The following is a 16169-nucleotide window of genomic DNA, read 5'->3' as shown; positions in this document are numbered from 1 at the left end:
ATAAAAAGGAGTGGTGGGAAATGGAATTTCAATTACAACAACTAGCAGAAAATAAGCTTGCTTTTGTCTATGAGCAAGAAGGGGAAAGATTAGCGGAAATTACATGGCAACAAAAGGGGCAAGTAATGATAATGGATCACACATATGTATCCGATAAGCTCCGTGGCCAAGGTGTGGCAAAAAAATTGTTGGATCATGCTGCAGCTTATGCACGTGAGAAAGGCTATAAAATGGAAGCTGTTTGCTCGTATGTAGTTGCTGCATTTGAAAAATCTAATGATTATCATGATGTAAAACGATAAAGTGAAACGCTAATCAGTGAGGATTTTTTTATTTCACACTGGCAATCGAGCGCATCTATTTGCAAAATGATATGGTGAAACTTACTGCCCGTTAATGCGGGATAAAAAATAAGGCAATTTGCTTGTTAAATAAAGCAGATTGCCTTTTTAGCTCGTAAAACATTCGCTGAAAGCAGTTAAAGCTTCCGGCGGCATTATGTTTATCTGCAAGCGCAAAGCGCCAGCTATACATGTTTTTTTGCAACAACGGAGATTGCGCCGAGTCATAATTGATTTTTGTAAATCATCTATGCTATTCCTTACAGTAAAATACTATAAATTAGTGCAGTTAAGATGCCTGCCCCACCTACTAATGAAGCCATGTCTACCCAATCATATACTGAGTCCAAATCTTTCATAATAATCACTCTCCAATTATTAGTGTTAATAATACATTATTGCCCTTTAACTGCCCTTCGTAATCATTGATATTTACTATAATATGGGGTTTAATTTAGTTTCAATTGGGTACTTTAAATAGCATTCCTTATTTTTACGTGATAAACAAGAAATACCTGTAACTGAATTTAGTAGGAGGTTAATTTGCGATGTCTGAGAACATAAGACTTACTATGAATTTTGTTTATATGCTGGGACGAAGGATTATAGATGATCTCTCTTTTTATATATGCTGTAACGTAAATAAAAATTATGTTTAGTCCTCAAATAATAGGGAAAAGATATAATATAGAGCCAGTTTCTATATTTTTGGGAGGGATTTATAATGGCAAAAGGAAAAAGAACAGGTGTTTTAATTGCAGGGTTAGCTGTAGCAGCATCTTATTTAAGTAAAAAAGAAAATCGTGATAAAGCATTAAGTATGCTCAATAGTACAAAATCTAAATTAGCATCTTATTTGAATACAACAAATATGGAGATGCACCAAGACGTATCAGAGCGTATATCGACTGAAGTAGCGACAGAAGCTGGAACGTCCCCAACAAAAATAGCTTCAAACGAAATGGTTGCTGAAGGTGGGGGACATACAGGTATCCATTACTACAATGGAGAGATTCAGGAAGAAGATAAATAGTAAAAGACCTTCTCATTCAACATGAGAAGGTCTTTTTTGTGTACATATAATAATCGATGCAAATACTAATAATACAATTCCAGTAAATATAAAGCCGCCGCCAATGCCTAATGAGAGCCATCCGAGCAATGAGGAACCTAGGACGACTCCTAGTGAGAAGAAGGCATAAAAGTAACCATAGGCTTTTCCACGGATATCAGCTGTTGTAGAGTCGATTAAAAGTGAATTGACTGATGGGAACAAGAAGCCAAACCCGATACCATAGCAGGCCATTGCAATATAAAGTAACGTACTTGAATCTGCCTGACTAATTAATAATTGACTGATCCCCATTAAACTTATACCAAGTGATAATGTTTTAATTGGTGCCACCCTATCGAAAATACGGTTAGTCGGCAAAATAAATACGAGTACAGCAATTATTCCGAATGTACTCATTAAAGTTCCGCTTAAACGTGAATCAAAGCCTAAAGATTGTACTTTTAAAGGAAGGAGATAGGCAATAACCCCTTGAGAAAACATTAAAAAGAATGCACTAGAGAAGGCTTTTAATGTACCTGTATTAGTAAAAAGTACATGAATAGGAATGCTTGTAATCGGTGCAGATTTTCCTTTTTTAACATGCTTTGATTTTAGTGAAAAGAAGGCAAATACACTCAGCAAGAGCATAAAGCTTGCCGTAATATTAAAAACGAATGGTACGCTAGTACGGCTCGCTAGAATTCCACTAAAGGCAGGGCCGATAATTGCGGCGATGCCAACGAATGCTCCAGAGATAGCACTGCCCTTACCTCTTTTTTCTTGCTCAGTTGCATTTGCTAAAAATGTGAAGGCAGCAGGAACGATAAAGCCCGCCACTAATCCATGTACAAAGCGGACTACTAATAGAACAATAGGATCTTCTACTAAATTATAAAGTGACAGTGAAAGACCTGTTGTTAAAAGACCTAGGATTAAAATAGCAAATGGTCCCTTACGATCCGTTAAAAAACCGGAGATAATATTACCAAATGTATTGGATAGAGAATACATACCTACAGCTAAGCCAGTAATGAAGGCTGATGCCCCTAAGGATTCAGCATATGTACTAATGACAGGAAGCTGGGTAAACAGGTCGAAAAATGACAAGAATATAATCAAATAGATAAGTTTCTTCATTACTCCTCCGATGAAAAATTATGTATTTAGTTAGTGCAACACTGATTATACCATTCCCGATAAAAAAGAACGCTTTATAAGTTTTTCAACTTATAAAGCGTTCCTGAAATATGAAATTAAGCTTTAGCAACTTCTTTTTTCATTGTTTTATTTTTAGCAAGATTTACGTGCCAAGAAAGTGCTTCCTCTAAAATATGAGGCGTTTGATGGCCGCCCGTTGCTTCTAGAGCACGGTTATAGTAATCCCAAAGTTGTTCTTTGTAATCTGGGTGTGCACAGTTTTCGATAATTAAAGGTACACGCTCTTGCGGTGCAAGACCACGTAAGTCAGCAATACCTTGCTCAGTTACGATGACATCAACATCATGCTCAGTGTGGTCTACGTGAGAAACCATTGGCACGATTGAAGAGATAGCGCCGCCTTTTGCATATGATTTAGTAACGAAAATACCTAGACGTGCGTTACGTGCAAAGTCGCCTGAACCACCGATACCGTTCATCATACGAGTACCAGATACGTGTGTTGAGTTTACGTTGCCATAGATATCTAGTTCAAGAGCAGTGTTGATTGAGATTAGACCCAAACGACGGATAAGCTCTGGGTGGTTAGAAATTTCTTGTGGACGTAAGCAAATTTTATCAGCGTATTTCTCTAGGTTGCCATATACTTTTTTCTGTAATTCTTCAGTCAGTGTAATTGAAGTAGCTGCCGCAAATTTAACTTTACCAGCATCAATTAAGTTGAATACAGCATCTTGAAGTACTTCAGAAGCAACAACTAAATCTTCAAATTCTGAATTTGCGAAGCCGTCAAGTACAGCGTTTGCAACAGAACCTACACCAGATTGTAATGGCATTAATTGTTTTGTTAAGCGACCAGCTTTAATTTCATCGCGGAAGAAGTCTAATAAAATGTTCGCCATTGTTTGTGTTTCTTCATCTGGAGGAACGATTAATGAAGGAGCATCTGGCTCTTCAGAAATAACAATTGCTTTAATTTTAGCTGGATCTACTTTAATACCGATGTCACCAATGCGTTGCATAGCATCAGTCATTGGGATTGCTTCACGTTGACCTTGCTCACCTGGAACATAGATATCGTGGATACCTATTAAAGCTTCTGGATGAGAGATATTTAATTCGACAATAATATTTTCAGCGTAATCAGCGAAGATCGGTGAGTTACCTACAGAGTTTGTTGGGATAATAAGTCCATCTTCTGTAATCGCAACAGCTTCAAGAATTAAATATTTAATTGGTCCAATGATTCCTTGACGAACTAATTCAGCGTTATGTGAAAGATGAGCGTCAACATAAAGGACGTCACCAGTGTTAATTAAATTACGGATAGTTGCGTCTCCTTGGAATGGTCCACGTTTGCGGATAACACCAGCATCAGCTAAGTATTTATCTACTTCAGGTCCTAAAGAAGCTCCTGTATATACATCAATTTTGAATTTTTCGTTTTTAGCGCGCTCTACTAAAGCCATAGGAACAACTTTTGCGTCACCCGCACGAGTGAATCCACTCATACCAACTACATCACCATCTGAAATCAGTGCTGCAGCTTCTTCAGCAGTAACAATTTTACTTTCAAGTTCTTTTAAGCCTAGGCGTTTTTGAACATTTGCATCCATAAAAAAATCCTCCCCTAAAATGTTTGATGGAAACCGATTACAAAACTAGAAAAAACGTGTAAGAATTTTCTGTTTATTCAGTTGTAGTATGACTCCAACCATTTGAATAATACTATCACCAAATTGTCACAAAAACTTTAGAAATAGCATTAAATTGAGTAAAAAGAGGAAAAATGAGCATAAAAACGAATTTTCGACAGAGAAAACGGTTTAATGTAGAGTTGCTTTATTTTTAGAGAGTTTATAACAACAATAGGAAAGAAGTGATTTCCGTTCCGGCTAGGCCTTTATTGTTGTTGCTGTCGCTTCGCTTTCGCACAGAAAAAATATTTGTTGCTGCCGCTTCGCTACACTGCGCTTTCGCACAGAGCAAAGCTTTCTGGGGCGTCCGATGAGCTTGAACCAATGTCAATTCAAGCTATTGTGCTGAGGAACTTAAAAAAAGTACAGCGAACAATCAAATTGGCTCGCTGTACTTTACAAAATTAGAAACCTAAAGAACGTCGGAAGTAACTTGCATAGCGTTGGCTAACAGGAATTCGTGTACCGTCTTTCATGATTAATAAAAACGTTGAATGTGAGTCTGGTTGGATTTCATCAATGTAGTCAATGTTAACGATATAAGAGCGGTGACAACGTATAAATGAGTCAGGGGCTAAAAATAGCTCAAGATCACTTAGGTTTAAGCGGTGATATCCTTCACGACTCATTGTTTTAACAAATGTTTTTCGGAGCTGTGTTTCAAGATAAATGACCTGATCATGCTTGATTGGGTACCAACAATCGTCAATTTTGATTGTAATGTAATTCGTTAAAAATGCTGACGGCTTTTGTGGGAAGATCGCAGTGATAGCACCCTTTGTTTCTCCTTCTTCCATTAAAGGAATACTCATGCCGTAATAGGCTACCCCAAATACATCAGGTTCAATATAAGAGCTAATCTTTTGCCCATAGTTTAACGCTTTATGAGCCGCAGAACCTTCTTTAATCGGATCGCCAGGTTTAATTTTTAAATCAACTTTTTTACTCGGTTGGTAGTACAAGTATTCGTTTGTATCGGAAATTGCAATGGAAGTATTCTCAGGGAAGAATTCCTTAATAATCTCCATAATTTCTTCTATTTGTTTTGGTTCCAATTTTAACACCTCGTCTAAACTTTTAAAAATAGTATTATCATCTATTTTACTACATATTCGTATAAATTATATAGAGAAGATTTCGGAATAAAAAAGAGAAATGTCGATTGATGAAATATAAAGTTGTAAAATTCATTACATAATTTGTAACATATTTTAAATAATTACTAATTCATTTTGGTATGAATATGGTAAAATCTAAATATAGGTAAATAAGTTTACGATGTTTCTACTATGTGTATATGATAAATTAGAACTAGTACTAGAGACAAAATGTGGTTGAAAGGAAATCGCAGAATATGGTAAAATTCACTTTATAGTCTATTTTTTTTGTAAACTAGTGGTTTAGTTGGGTTATTTTTAAGTTATATTCAATTATATAATTGTGAAATATGACTCAATTCATACAATTATTAAGGAAATACTATTTTCTTATATATGAAATAGATAGGTGTCAAAAAATGTAAAAGCAATTCGTGCAATCTGAAGAAAGATGGGGAAGATTATGCAACTACATCAACATTCTATGTCAGAAACGATATCCAAAAGATACTTTCAAGAAATCGATAGTATTAATCAATACATCGGTATAGAAGAATTTTTTAATATTGAGTCGAAATTAATATTTGAAATTTACCATTTAGAATCGGCAAAAGCTAAAAAATCTTTGCATGAATTAATTGATATTCTTTCAATACGTTTTGGCAAACAAGTCATTAAAATTGTTCGAAGTTATTTTTCTGTTTTGTCGTCAATTGTTGCTCGTAAATTGCTAGACAATCAAGTTCCTTCGAAGAAAGCATTTGCTTTTAACATTGCTTGTAATGATATGATCGAAAATCAAATGAAAGACGCAGAATTTTTACAATTTGCTGATGATTTAATCGATTTCTTTGTCTATTTTATTGCAGATCGCAAGCAACCGACTTTCCGTCACCAAACAGTTAATAAGGTAATTATGTATATAAATGATGAATTAGAAAATGACTTAACAGTGGAAAGCATCGCAAATAACTTCCATATTAGTACTAGTCACTTATCGCGTATTTTTAGAGAACATGTTGGTATTACACTAGTTGAATATTTAAATGTTCGTCGAGTAGAAGAGTCACAGTACTATTTAAGACACACAAATAAAAGTATTACTTCTATTTCAGATCAATTCCATTTCTGTAACCAAAGTTATTTTACCCGCATCTTTAAAAAATATACTGGGGTAACACCCAAACATTTCCGAGATGAACTACATCACGAGTTTTATCGTTTTGAGATGGCGGAATCAGAGCTTCAAAACGTCTAAAGTCCGAAGTATAAATGGTTAATAAATAAGATTAATAAAAAGATGCGGACGCATTAGCGATGCTAAAGCGCGCATCTTTTTTATATGATCGAATAAGTAGCACTTGCTATTTGATAAAGATAGGCCAGATAATGTATACTTCATTTTAGTTGATAAATAATAGTAGGTGGAAAAATGAAAAATTTGAAGCTATTTTCAATGCTTGGACTCGCCGTTTTTGTTCTTAGTGGCTGTCAAGCTGTGCAAAACAAAGAAGGTTTTTTCTATAGTGTCTTTGTAAAACCAATGGAATTTTTATTAGAATTTTTCGGTAACACGTTTTCAGGTAGCTATGGTTTAGCAATCATTGCTATTACGGTTCTTATTCGTTTAATCTTAATGCCGATTATGTTAAAAAATTACCGTTCCCAGCAAAAGATGAAATTGAAAATGGATGCGTTTAAGCCTGAAATGGAAGCTGTTCAGAAAAAAATGAAGGAAGCAAAGACAAAAGAAGAGCAAACGCAGTATCAACAAGAAATGATGGCATTATATCAAAAACATGGTATCAATCCACTCAACATGGGCTGTTTACCAATGTTAATTCAAATGCCAATTATCATGGGTCTTTATTTCTCCATTTTATATTCTACAGACGTGAAGGCACACGAATTTTTATGGTTTAGCTTAGGTTCACCTGATATCGCTATGACAATTGTCGCGGGTCTTGTCTATTTAGTTCAAGCACGTGTATCATTATGGACAGTACCAGAGCAACAAAAAGCACAAATGAAAATGTTTATTTATATTTCACCAATTATGATTGTCTTTATCTCGATGACATCTATGGCAGCCCTACCACTTTACTGGTCAGTCAGCGGTGCGTTGTTGATTATTCAAACATATATCGGTCGAAAATTTTATTCGGAGCATCCGGAAAAAGTAGACTAATAAAATAATTTTTGTCGAGGCGCCTATGTAGCCTCGATTTTTTTAGGAGGACAGCAAGATGAACATAAAGTTGCTATCATCTATTCTAGTCGCGATTTTTAGTATTGCGGCTATCGTATTTATTATCATGGGTAATTTTAATTTTGCAGTATTGGCAATGACTATTATGTTTGCCGTATCGAATGGCTTTAGGGCAAAAAGTTTTAAAGAGCAAGGCTATGTAAAAGAGGCAAAATGGATGAAGTATATGGCAATCTTTTTCTCAATTGCTTCTATAGTCGTGTTGATTATTATTCTCACAGACTAACAGAGTAACATCAATTTTCCTTGGCATCGGAGGCTTAAACTGCTTTCTGTAATTATCTTTTGTAGCGACAGGTACAAGTGTTTGATTGCGAAAAGAAGTTTAAAAATAATTGGTGAAAACCTCACTCTAAATTGTGAACAGTGGTAAAATGAGACTATATCAATATAGTAAAACTAATATCGGTACTTACTGAAGGACTGCTCTTTCTACAATAGATTTAATTCTTTAAAAGAAAATCCTTACTATGTAGTACTGGATAACTTTAAAAGGGGTAAAAAATAGTGAAAAAGAAACGTTTACCACTCATCCTTGGTGCTGTAATCTCAGTGGCGCTTGTTGTCTCTATTTTCGTAGTGTATAACTATAAAAATAAACAAGTAAGTAATGCATCAGATGAAGAAAAACAACTAACAGCAGAACCATCTAAAAAAGATTCAGCTGCAAAAGAAGAGCCGAAAAAAACAGCAGATAATCCTGTGAAGCCAGAGCAGAAGACAGATGAAAATGGCTATGTACCAAATCAAACATTACCAACTGAGCCGACATATATAAACGGTATTTTATTAGCGAATAAAATATATCCGCTACCATCTACCTTTGCGCCTGGAGAAAATCCTGAGGCACGTCAAGCTCTAAACAAAATGTTTGCGGCTGCAAAACAACAAGGTTTTGATTTAGTGGCATTTAGCGGCTATCGATCTTTTGAATACCAAACAACATTATATAATAACTATGCTAAACGTGATGGGCAAGCTGCTGCTGATCGCTATAGTGCTCGACCAGGTTATTCAGAACATCAAACAGGTTTGGCCTTTGATATAGGGGAAAACGGCAAAAATAGTTTATGGCTAACTGAAGAATTCGGTGAGACGCCAGCTGGACAATGGTTATTTACGCATGCTCAAGACTACGGCTTTATTTTACGATTCCCCAAAAATAAAGAAGATATCACAGGTTATATGTATGAGTCATGGCACTATCGTTATGTTGGTGTAGACATAGCAAAAGACATAAAAAAACAAAATATTACCCTAGAAGAATATTTAGGTGTGAAATAAAAAAGGGAAGAGAGTTGTTCATAATGAATGAACGAGCTCTCTTCCTTTTCTACAGCCTACAAGATAGGTGTTAATAAACGTGAAACTGATTCTTTAAATTTAATCAGTGTAGAACGGTTTTTGTACATTTCCCAAGTTAACTCAGTGCAATCAAAAATATCCTTTTCAAACAGCTCAGCAAGCTGATGTGAAATCGTTGAGTCATAGATAAATGCATTAACTTCAAAATTCAAACTGAAACTTCGTACGTCAAGGTTTGCAGTTCCGACTGTGGATGCTTCATCATCAATAATAATTGCTTTAGCATGAATAAAGCCCTTCTCGTATATATAAACTTTTGCACCTGCACGCAATAATTGTCCTACGTATGAGTATGTAGCCCAATAAACAAACATATGATCAGGCTTATTCGGAATCATAATCCTTACATCTATACCTGAAAGCGTCGCAATTTTAATAGCTTCTAAAAAACTAACATCGGGTATGAAATATGGCGTTTGGATATATATATATTTTTTCGCCATATTAATAAGCTTTAAATAACCAATTTTAATTTGTTCCCATTCAGAGTCTGGACCACTAGATACGATTTGTAAGCCCACATTACCTTTTTTCGGAATAGCGGGGAAGTAACGGTCCGAATACCCCATTTTATGTTGTGCGCAAGCTTGATTCCAATCAAGTAAAAAGCGTGTTTGTAATGGATGCACGGCACTACCCTCAATACGTAAATGTGTATCTCGCCAATATCCAAATTTCTTTTGTAGACCAAGATACTCATCCCCGACATTAAAGCCCCCGATGTAACCAATACGGCCATCAATCACAACAATTTTCCGGTGATTTCTAAAATTTAAACGAGGGTTTATAAGTGGAAAAATAGATGGGAAAAATACTTCGATTTCACCGCCCGCATTAAGCAATTCTTTGAAATGGCGTTTTTTAACGTTGCGTGAGCCCATTTCATCATATAAGATTCTTACCTTAACCCCTTGTTTTGCTTTTTTTATAAGTTTATCGATAATGCTTGTACCTAAGTTATCTAGACGGAAAATATAATATTGAACGTGAATATGATCTTTTGCTACCTCAATATCTTTCAGAAGTTGCTCAAATTTATTTGCACCATCATCAAAAATATCAATGTGGTTGTCCTGTGTTAATACTGCATTATTTGTTTTAAGATGCATATAAATCATTTCTTTATAATTTTCCGCATTTTCTATACGAAACTCGAACGTATCATCTCGGATCGCTTCTGTCTGATAGCTAATGAGGTTATCGATACCAATATCCTTGCGTCCTTCCCAACGGAATAAATGCTTTCTCCGTAATTGTCGTCCGAATAGCAAGTATAAAATAAACCCACCTAAAGGAATGAAAAATAGTACTAGAATCCATGCCCATGTAGAAGTGGCATCTTTACGCTCTAAAAAAATTATGACCATTGCTGCTAAAATATTGATAAACATAATCAAAGATACTAGAAATCCAAAGTCAGTAAACATACTCATTTCTACACCTGCCTTTACTATATTTTCGCAATATATCTAGTATAGCTTACTTTATAGGCGGAAAGAAGATACGAAATTTGTTAGTAAGCATGGAAAAGGATTACCTCCGAAACTAGCGAGGTAATCCACAATCAATTTCGCCTTTCCGTAATTGTTATAAGCTGCCGCTACATTTTTCGAATGAGGATCAATAATGCTCCCATTGAAATAAAATATCAGAAAAATCCCTTTGAAGAAGCTTCTCTCGGTTAATAAAAAACTTCCCAACGCCGCTATCTGCCCACATAATACCGATCTCATCATTAGAGTCGATTTGGAGTAACAATACATCATACCGTTTAAGGAGCTGCGATCCGTGACGGATATCTTCCTCTAAAAAATAGGCATAACCACCGATTTTAGCTCCAGCCCCTAAGAAATATTGTAGATAAATCTCTCGTAAATCAACATCTTGTGATGAAGGAATTAAGTTTGGTAAACAATGTATCGCGCGATAATCTAAAGCAGAAACAGGTTCTTGGATCGCTTGAAATTGTAATGCTAACTCCTGACGAATAGGGAACCTGTCATCTGCTGTTTGTGCTAAAAATTCCTGTCTAGGGACGGTCGCTTCAAAATTTACAGTAGGATAAAAACGTATTTTATAAAATTGCTGAAAAATATCCTCATGATAATGATCAGCATTCACGAAAATATTAGATGAAATAAAAAATTGCAAAATACCCTGAGATGGGAAATCCTTTAGTGGTGGCATTTCTGCAAAGTTAATTTGAGCTAATAGCCGCATAGGCTCGCCTGTAATATCTTTTGGATATGTTTGATAATAGGGTATATAAGGGTCCCCAGCAAATTTACTTTCCGTTAACGTAGTTGAACGTTTATATGGCGTGATAATCATCGCGGAAAGTAGTGTATCTTCAATTTCAAAACGAAACGATTCTAGCTCTTTTGGAAGTAAAAGATTTGTTATTTTGTTCATGCAGAGCCCTCCGATATTCTGCTATAACTTCTTTAAGCAGGATGTCTTTTAACCGAAAGCGTAGCGGCAGGCACAGATGTCTTCCATCTCGATAAGGTGGTAAGTAAATGCGGTTAGCCGGAAATCATCCGCTGAGATAGAGGAACGCCACGTCCGGTGGCAACGACTGAGTGACCAACATCTTGCTGTTACTACCGCTTCGCACAAAGCCGATTTTAGACGCAATTATGCTAAAGCATAATTAATGGGTCCAATCTTTATTGTGTTACGAATTACTATTAAGTTACGGCTTTTTATCAATAAATTATTCAAGTCGTAAAGATTTATTTGATGCTTTAAAAATAAATATTAAAGTTATTGAAATGAATGCTACTGCTGCTGCAGTATAATAGCCTAGACTAGATTGCATCGTAAATAGCCAAGTGAAGAATAGTGGACCTAGTATGCGTCCTAGGTTATCCATTGAATAAGAAAGACCTGCAGCAGTCCCGTATTGACCACCAGATTCTTTGGTCGAAAGAGATACGACACATGTTCTTGCAAGCGCATTTCCTGCTGTGAAAACACAAAGGGCAAAACCTGCCATAATTAAATTAGCTGTTAAAGTGAATAAAAGCATACCCGCGGCTGTGACAATTTGTGCACCTATTAACCAAGTTGTCTCGCTGCCATTTTTAATACGTCTAACAACACCGCCTTGAATAGCTGCATCTACAAAGCCACTAAACATAAACAAATAACCAATTTGTAACGGTGTGATTTGAATTCGGTCAATTTGGAATAACTGGAACGTTGCTTCTACTCCGGCCAGCATAAAAGTTACTAAAAACGAGAACATAAATAAATATCGCACACGGTACTGCAGCATTTTGGCCGCACCCTTTGGCACGATGGCACGTTTATTTGTATCTTTTCGTTTTGTAGGTTCTTTTAAAACAAAACTTGCATAAATAAATAATAGTGTAATTAGTGTTGCAGAAACGACAAATGGTAGTTGCAGACTATAGTGTCCGAGCATACCACCAATTGCAGGACCAAAAATAAAACCGAGCCCGATGGACATGCCCATGAAACCCATATATTTATTGCGATCCTCCTCACTCGACATATCTCCTATAAAGCCTGTCACAGATGTGTATAGTGCGCCTGAGAATAAACCACCTACAACACGTGAGAAGTACAACATTGCTAAATTATCAATAAATAAAGAGAAAATAACAAAGCTTAAGCTAAAACCAGCTAGGCCTATTAATATAAGTTGTTTACGACCTACCTTATCGGACAGCATACCCCAAAGTGGTGCAGTGAAAAAACTTGCAAGCGAGTACACTGTAAGTAGGCCACCTACGTGTAAATCATCCCAATTTTGCTGAACTACAACCTCAGGTAAGATCGGTATAATAATCCCGAATCCTAGGTAGACGAGGAATTGGACAGACATTAATAATAAAATTGCCTTTTTCATACAGTACCCTGCTTTCATACGATATTTTAGTATGTATATTCTACCTCTCTTGTTATTGTTATTACAAGAAAACGGAAGACAAAACAGTTTAAGTACCTATTGGAAAGTAAGGGATGACATTTGCTAAGGTGCATACTATGTAAAGGACAATGCAATAGGGAAACGAGGCTAAACCAATGTATAAAAAACGGCAGACTGTTAATAATGTAATTATATTGATATTAAAAATGAATAACGAGCTTTAAAGTAACTAAATGGACTCATTCCATTTTTAATTTTTTGTATCGATTGACGCATAGTGTATTAAATTATCTCTGGGGTATACTACTAGAGGGTATATTGCTATTTAAATTTTTATGTTTATTTTTGCCAGTTAGTGGTAAATTAGTTTATAGAGAATTACGTTTATTAACACGATATAGTTAATGATGAGATGGTAAATAGTATGTTAAGGAAAAATTTACATTGTAACAGAAATGAAAAATTTTAAAGCAGAGTTAAATGGTATGATAGAAAGAGATTAACTCGTCAGACATCATACACTTGCAAAAATGAAACTTTTTTGGAAATAAAACGTTATATAAATTCGAGGAAAGATTGAGGTGGAATGTATGAAAAAAGAAGTAGATTTGAAAAAGATCGTTTCGAATTTATCTAAGTTGGGTGTAACAGCCACTGTAACAAAGTCTCGACTTGAACTTTTAAAAGTGCTCACACCACCAACGCAAACTCCGCAAGTTCAAGCTTAACTCGTTCAAATTAAAAATGGGTAGTCTCGTAATTGAGACTACCCATTTTTTATATTCATCATTAATCATCGTCGTCGTGGGTAGTAAACATGTAAGTACGATAGTGGAAACGCATACTGAAAACAAGACCGATGGCTAGCGAGTTCCCCATTAATGAACTTCCCCCATAACTGATAAACGGTAGGGGAATACCGGTAATAGGTAAAAGTTGAATAGTCATACCGATATTTTCAAGTACGTGGAAAGTAATCATTGCAATAATACCGGCACATACATATGTTGAGAATGGATCTTTCAATAATAGTGTAGTTTTTGTTAAATGATAGATTAATAAAAAGAACATACAAATAACGATACTAGCACCAATAAAACCCCATTCTTCTCCGATAACCGTAAAAATAAAATCGGTATGATTTTCGGCAACGTAAACCTCACGACCACGGAAACCTTTTCCGAAAATTTCACCTGAACCAATAGCGTTTAAGGAAGTAATTAAATGGTATCCATCACTAGAAGAATATGAATATGGGTCTAGCCAAGAATAGATTCGAGCAAACTGATATGGTTTAAAGCCGAATGTTTTCTCTAAAAAACTCTGCATATAGAGCGCCATCCATAAAAGAGAACCACCTACTAAAGCGCCACCTATAAAAGTCGGTAAAATAATTTTCCACGATATACCTGCTACAATAACAACAGCAGCTGTAATGGCAAAGAATACTAATGCTGAACCAAGGTCAGGCTGCTTCATGATAAGAGCTAAAGGTAGTAACAGTGTAGCAGCGATTTTAGCTAGCAATATGAAGTCTGTTTTTACTGATCTAAAAGAATAAACCTCGTTGTGCTTACTAATAAGTCGGGCAAGTGCTAGAATGTAAAAGGTTTTCATAAACTCAGAGGGTTGAATATTCCCTAGAGGTGTGTGATACCAGCTTTTTGCACCATTAATTTTTTCACCGATTTGTCCTGTTCCTTCTGGCATGAAGATAAGTAGTACTAATAAGGCGATGCCTGCACCGTACATATACCAAGACATTTTTTTATATTGGTCAGGTTCAAAAAACATAACTATTCCAATAATTACTGAGCAAATGACGTACCATCGCAATTGTAAAGGAACATAGTTAACGCCATACTGACCTGATGTTTGCGCCGACGCAATGGCTAACAAACTTATGACTAGGAAGGTTAAAAGTATAAAAGCGAGCGTCCAGTCAAAACGATTCGCGAAATTTCGTTTATTTTCCATACAAGCCACCTAAATTAATATAGTATCTCTTCATGAGTAAATTTGATTTAAATAAATTCCAATTCAATATGCTACCAAATATATTTAACTTCTTTCAACAAAAGTCTCCCGCTTCTTTCGGTGGTGAAATGCATGCGACTTTTTAAGCTACTTTTCAAATACCCGAAAAGAAAGTCGAATCGGAAATGAGCTCTTTGTGCAAGCACAAAGCTGATTCCGAACGTAATTATGCCAAGGCCAAATTGATAAGGAGTTATTCACCTTAGGTCAAGAGGTAAATATGGACGCCGAAGAAAGTTTGTTAACGATGAGGTTCAATGCTTGCCTTTAGCTTAGAATCCTCGCAGTTATTTGTTAAGAATGAATAGAATTATATTCATAAAATTTGTTCATTCAGAGTGGTTAAAAACAGATTTACAACAGCATCTTTAACATTCCTATTATACCTTAAAAAACATTTTTACGCCTATGAATATTGTTATGACGATTATTAGCATAAAATGTTTCAAAAAATTCATGTTTAGTTTTATAATGTAGTGAAGAATGGGGTGATGGTTGTGGCTAAAAAATTGAAGTCGGCTGACGATTTTATGTATCATGTTTATGTTCATATGAATGATGTTGATAAATTTGTTATTTTTAGCGGGCTTAAATTCTCGCAATTTGTGGCTGCACTTGAACCATTGCATCACTTACTGTTATTGAAACATTCCTATGAAGATGGTTCCTTTAATATGCATACACAGTTTGATTATGTACCGGAGGAGGAAGTACCTCAGTTTGTAAAGAAAGCTACTGAATCCAAAGAATTATGTTGGATAGACTTTATGGATGAGAAGAGGCTAGACCAACTAACACCGATGGAACAAGGAGAATTGCTTTACATAAGTCATAAAAAGGAACCGATAACTTCACCATTTTTTAATAAATTGCAAAATCAATTTGTCTACTATTCTTCAGATTTAGAGAAAATGACTAAAATTTATTTTCGCCATTTAAGTGATTTCGATTTACTCATTGCGAATGTTTTGAACAGTTTGATTCGTGAAAAGGAGCGTAGCACTGGTTTTTGGCGACGGAAAGTGAAATCGAGTATTCCTTCTATTTCACCTGAATTTTTGCGTGCCTATCGTTCTTTTACTAAAGACGGAGCACTGTTATCATTGTATCGAATTGAAAAACCTAAAGTAGCTTACGGTATCGAAATTCGCAATCTGTCAGAATACTCCTTTCCTGATGAGGTATGGGATGATTTAAATACAATTTTGAAAAATGAGCACGATGAATTGATTTATATTATTTAACTTCTTTCA

Annotated in this window: 15 protein-coding genes; 8 read left to right on the top strand and 7 right to left on the bottom strand. The window is 35.5% G+C overall.

Going from position 1 to position 16169, the window contains the following annotated elements; translation table 11 throughout:
* Nucleotides 1-20: 20 nt before the first annotated feature.
* Nucleotides 21-302 carry a GNAT family N-acetyltransferase gene (locus tag MY533_RS19900; RefSeq protein ID WP_248717300.1) on the top strand — a complete coding sequence of 94 codons (282 nt, stop codon included), beginning with the start codon at nucleotides 21-23 and terminating at the stop codon, nucleotides 300-302.
* 763 nt (nucleotides 303-1065) lie between these two features.
* A complete protein-coding gene (locus MY533_RS19895; protein ID WP_248717299.1) occupies nucleotides 1066-1374 on the top strand; it encodes a hypothetical protein in 309 nt (102 codons plus the stop codon).
* A 12-nt stretch (nucleotides 1375-1386) separates the two neighbouring features.
* Here MY533_RS19895 and MY533_RS19890 read toward each other — a convergent pair whose 3' ends face one another.
* The 3 genes from MY533_RS19890 to MY533_RS19880 all read right to left on the bottom strand — a co-directional run bounded on the left by MY533_RS19890 (nucleotide 1387) and on the right by MY533_RS19880 (nucleotide 5305).
* Nucleotides 1387-2532 carry an MFS transporter gene (locus tag MY533_RS19890; RefSeq protein WP_248717298.1) on the bottom strand — a complete coding sequence of 382 codons (1146 nt, stop codon included), beginning with the start codon at nucleotides 2530-2532 and terminating at the stop codon, nucleotides 1387-1389.
* Nucleotides 2533-2648: 116 nt separating this feature from the next.
* Nucleotides 2649-4169 (bottom strand): succinyl-CoA:acetate CoA-transferase ScpC, encoded by a 1521-nt coding sequence (locus MY533_RS19885; protein WP_132361592.1) that lies wholly within the window; start codon nucleotides 4167-4169, stop codon nucleotides 2649-2651.
* Between the two features lie 485 nt (nucleotides 4170-4654).
* Nucleotides 4655-5305, bottom strand: coding sequence for a LytTR family DNA-binding domain-containing protein (locus tag MY533_RS19880; protein WP_132361594.1), 651 nt, complete (start codon nucleotides 5303-5305; stop codon nucleotides 4655-4657).
* Between the two features lie 505 nt (nucleotides 5306-5810).
* On the opposite strand from MY533_RS19880, the gene MY533_RS19875 reads away from it, so the two are divergent.
* From MY533_RS19875 to MY533_RS19860, 4 genes are all read left to right on the top strand, one after another.
* Entirely contained in the window at nucleotides 5811-6605 is a 795-nt protein-coding gene (locus MY533_RS19875; RefSeq protein WP_132361596.1) for a helix-turn-helix transcriptional regulator, read from the top strand.
* Between the two features lie 174 nt (nucleotides 6606-6779).
* Complete coding sequence (yidC, locus tag MY533_RS19870; RefSeq protein ID WP_132361598.1) at nucleotides 6780-7535, top strand: membrane protein insertase YidC; 756 nt, start codon at nucleotides 6780-6782, stop codon at nucleotides 7533-7535.
* A 58-nt stretch (nucleotides 7536-7593) separates the two neighbouring features.
* Complete coding sequence (locus tag MY533_RS19865; RefSeq protein WP_132361600.1) at nucleotides 7594-7842, top strand: hypothetical protein; 249 nt, start codon at nucleotides 7594-7596, stop codon at nucleotides 7840-7842.
* Between the two features lie 281 nt (nucleotides 7843-8123).
* The gene (locus MY533_RS19860; RefSeq protein WP_248717297.1) at nucleotides 8124-8900 is read left to right on the top strand and encodes a M15 family metallopeptidase; all 777 of its coding nucleotides are present in this window, start codon (nucleotides 8124-8126) and stop codon (nucleotides 8898-8900) included.
* A 56-nt stretch (nucleotides 8901-8956) separates the two neighbouring features.
* On the opposite strand, the gene cls is transcribed toward MY533_RS19860, so the two are convergent.
* From cls to MY533_RS19845, 3 genes are all read right to left on the bottom strand, one after another.
* Complete coding sequence (cls, locus tag MY533_RS19855; protein ID WP_248717296.1) at nucleotides 8957-10414, bottom strand: cardiolipin synthase; 1458 nt, start codon at nucleotides 10412-10414, stop codon at nucleotides 8957-8959.
* 187 nt (nucleotides 10415-10601) lie between these two features.
* Nucleotides 10602-11393, bottom strand: coding sequence for a YwqG family protein (locus MY533_RS19850; protein WP_248717295.1), 792 nt, complete (start codon nucleotides 11391-11393; stop codon nucleotides 10602-10604).
* 304 nt (nucleotides 11394-11697) lie between these two features.
* Complete coding sequence (locus MY533_RS19845) at nucleotides 11698-12858, bottom strand: MFS transporter (protein WP_248717294.1); 1161 nt, start codon at nucleotides 12856-12858, stop codon at nucleotides 11698-11700.
* Nucleotides 12859-13469: 611 nt separating this feature from the next.
* Between MY533_RS19845 and MY533_RS19840 the strand changes: the two genes are divergently transcribed.
* The gene (locus MY533_RS19840) at nucleotides 13470-13607 is read left to right on the top strand and encodes an Lmo0850 family protein (protein ID WP_166672133.1); all 138 of its coding nucleotides are present in this window, start codon (nucleotides 13470-13472) and stop codon (nucleotides 13605-13607) included.
* Between the two features lie 61 nt (nucleotides 13608-13668).
* Here the strand turns inward: MY533_RS19840 and MY533_RS19835 are convergent, their stop codons facing one another.
* Nucleotides 13669-14856 carry an FtsW/RodA/SpoVE family cell cycle protein gene (locus MY533_RS19835; protein WP_248717293.1) on the bottom strand — a complete coding sequence of 396 codons (1188 nt, stop codon included), beginning with the start codon at nucleotides 14854-14856 and terminating at the stop codon, nucleotides 13669-13671.
* Nucleotides 14857-15407: 551 nt separating this feature from the next.
* On the opposite strand from MY533_RS19835, the gene MY533_RS19830 reads away from it, so the two are divergent.
* Nucleotides 15408-16160, top strand: coding sequence for a hypothetical protein (locus tag MY533_RS19830; protein WP_132361612.1), 753 nt, complete (start codon nucleotides 15408-15410; stop codon nucleotides 16158-16160).
* Nucleotides 16161-16169 lie beyond the last annotated feature (9 nt).

The sequence above is a fragment of the Lysinibacillus sp. Ag94 genome, assembly GCF_023242215.1.
GTDB lineage: Bacteria > Bacillota > Bacilli > Bacillales_A > Planococcaceae > Lysinibacillus.
This window is presented reverse-complemented; position numbering and strand designations above follow the sequence as displayed.

What these genes read in the sequence shown, in the direction of transcription:
- MY533_RS19845 (WP_248717294.1), bottom strand. Translation starts at nt 12,858, where the DNA reads ATGAAAAAGGCAATTTTATTATTAATGTCTGTCCAATTCCTCGTCTAC.
- MY533_RS19840 (WP_166672133.1), top strand. Translation starts at nt 13,470, where the DNA reads ATGAAAAAAGAAGTAGATTTGAAAAAGATCGTTTCGAATTTATCTAAG.
- MY533_RS19850 (WP_248717295.1), bottom strand. Translation starts at nt 11,393, where the DNA reads ATGAACAAAATAACAAATCTTTTACTTCCAAAAGAGCTAGAATCGTTT.
- MY533_RS19885 (WP_132361592.1), bottom strand. Translation starts at nt 4,169, where the DNA reads ATGGATGCAAATGTTCAAAAACGCCTAGGCTTAAAAGAACTTGAAAGT.
- MY533_RS19900 (WP_248717300.1), top strand. Translation starts at nt 21, where the DNA reads ATGGAATTTCAATTACAACAACTAGCAGAAAATAAGCTTGCTTTTGTC.
- cls (WP_248717296.1), bottom strand. Translation starts at nt 10,414, where the DNA reads ATGAGTATGTTTACTGACTTTGGATTTCTAGTATCTTTGATTATGTTT.
- MY533_RS19865 (WP_132361600.1), top strand. Translation starts at nt 7,594, where the DNA reads ATGAACATAAAGTTGCTATCATCTATTCTAGTCGCGATTTTTAGTATT.
- MY533_RS19895 (WP_248717299.1), top strand. Translation starts at nt 1,066, where the DNA reads ATGGCAAAAGGAAAAAGAACAGGTGTTTTAATTGCAGGGTTAGCTGTA.
- MY533_RS19835 (WP_248717293.1), bottom strand. Translation starts at nt 14,856, where the DNA reads ATGGAAAATAAACGAAATTTCGCGAATCGTTTTGACTGGACGCTCGCT.
- MY533_RS19830 (WP_132361612.1), top strand. Translation starts at nt 15,408, where the DNA reads ATGGTTGTGGCTAAAAAATTGAAGTCGGCTGACGATTTTATGTATCAT.
- MY533_RS19875 (WP_132361596.1), top strand. Translation starts at nt 5,811, where the DNA reads ATGCAACTACATCAACATTCTATGTCAGAAACGATATCCAAAAGATAC.
- MY533_RS19890 (WP_248717298.1), bottom strand. Translation starts at nt 2,532, where the DNA reads ATGAAGAAACTTATCTATTTGATTATATTCTTGTCATTTTTCGACCTG.
- yidC (WP_132361598.1), top strand. Translation starts at nt 6,780, where the DNA reads ATGAAAAATTTGAAGCTATTTTCAATGCTTGGACTCGCCGTTTTTGTT.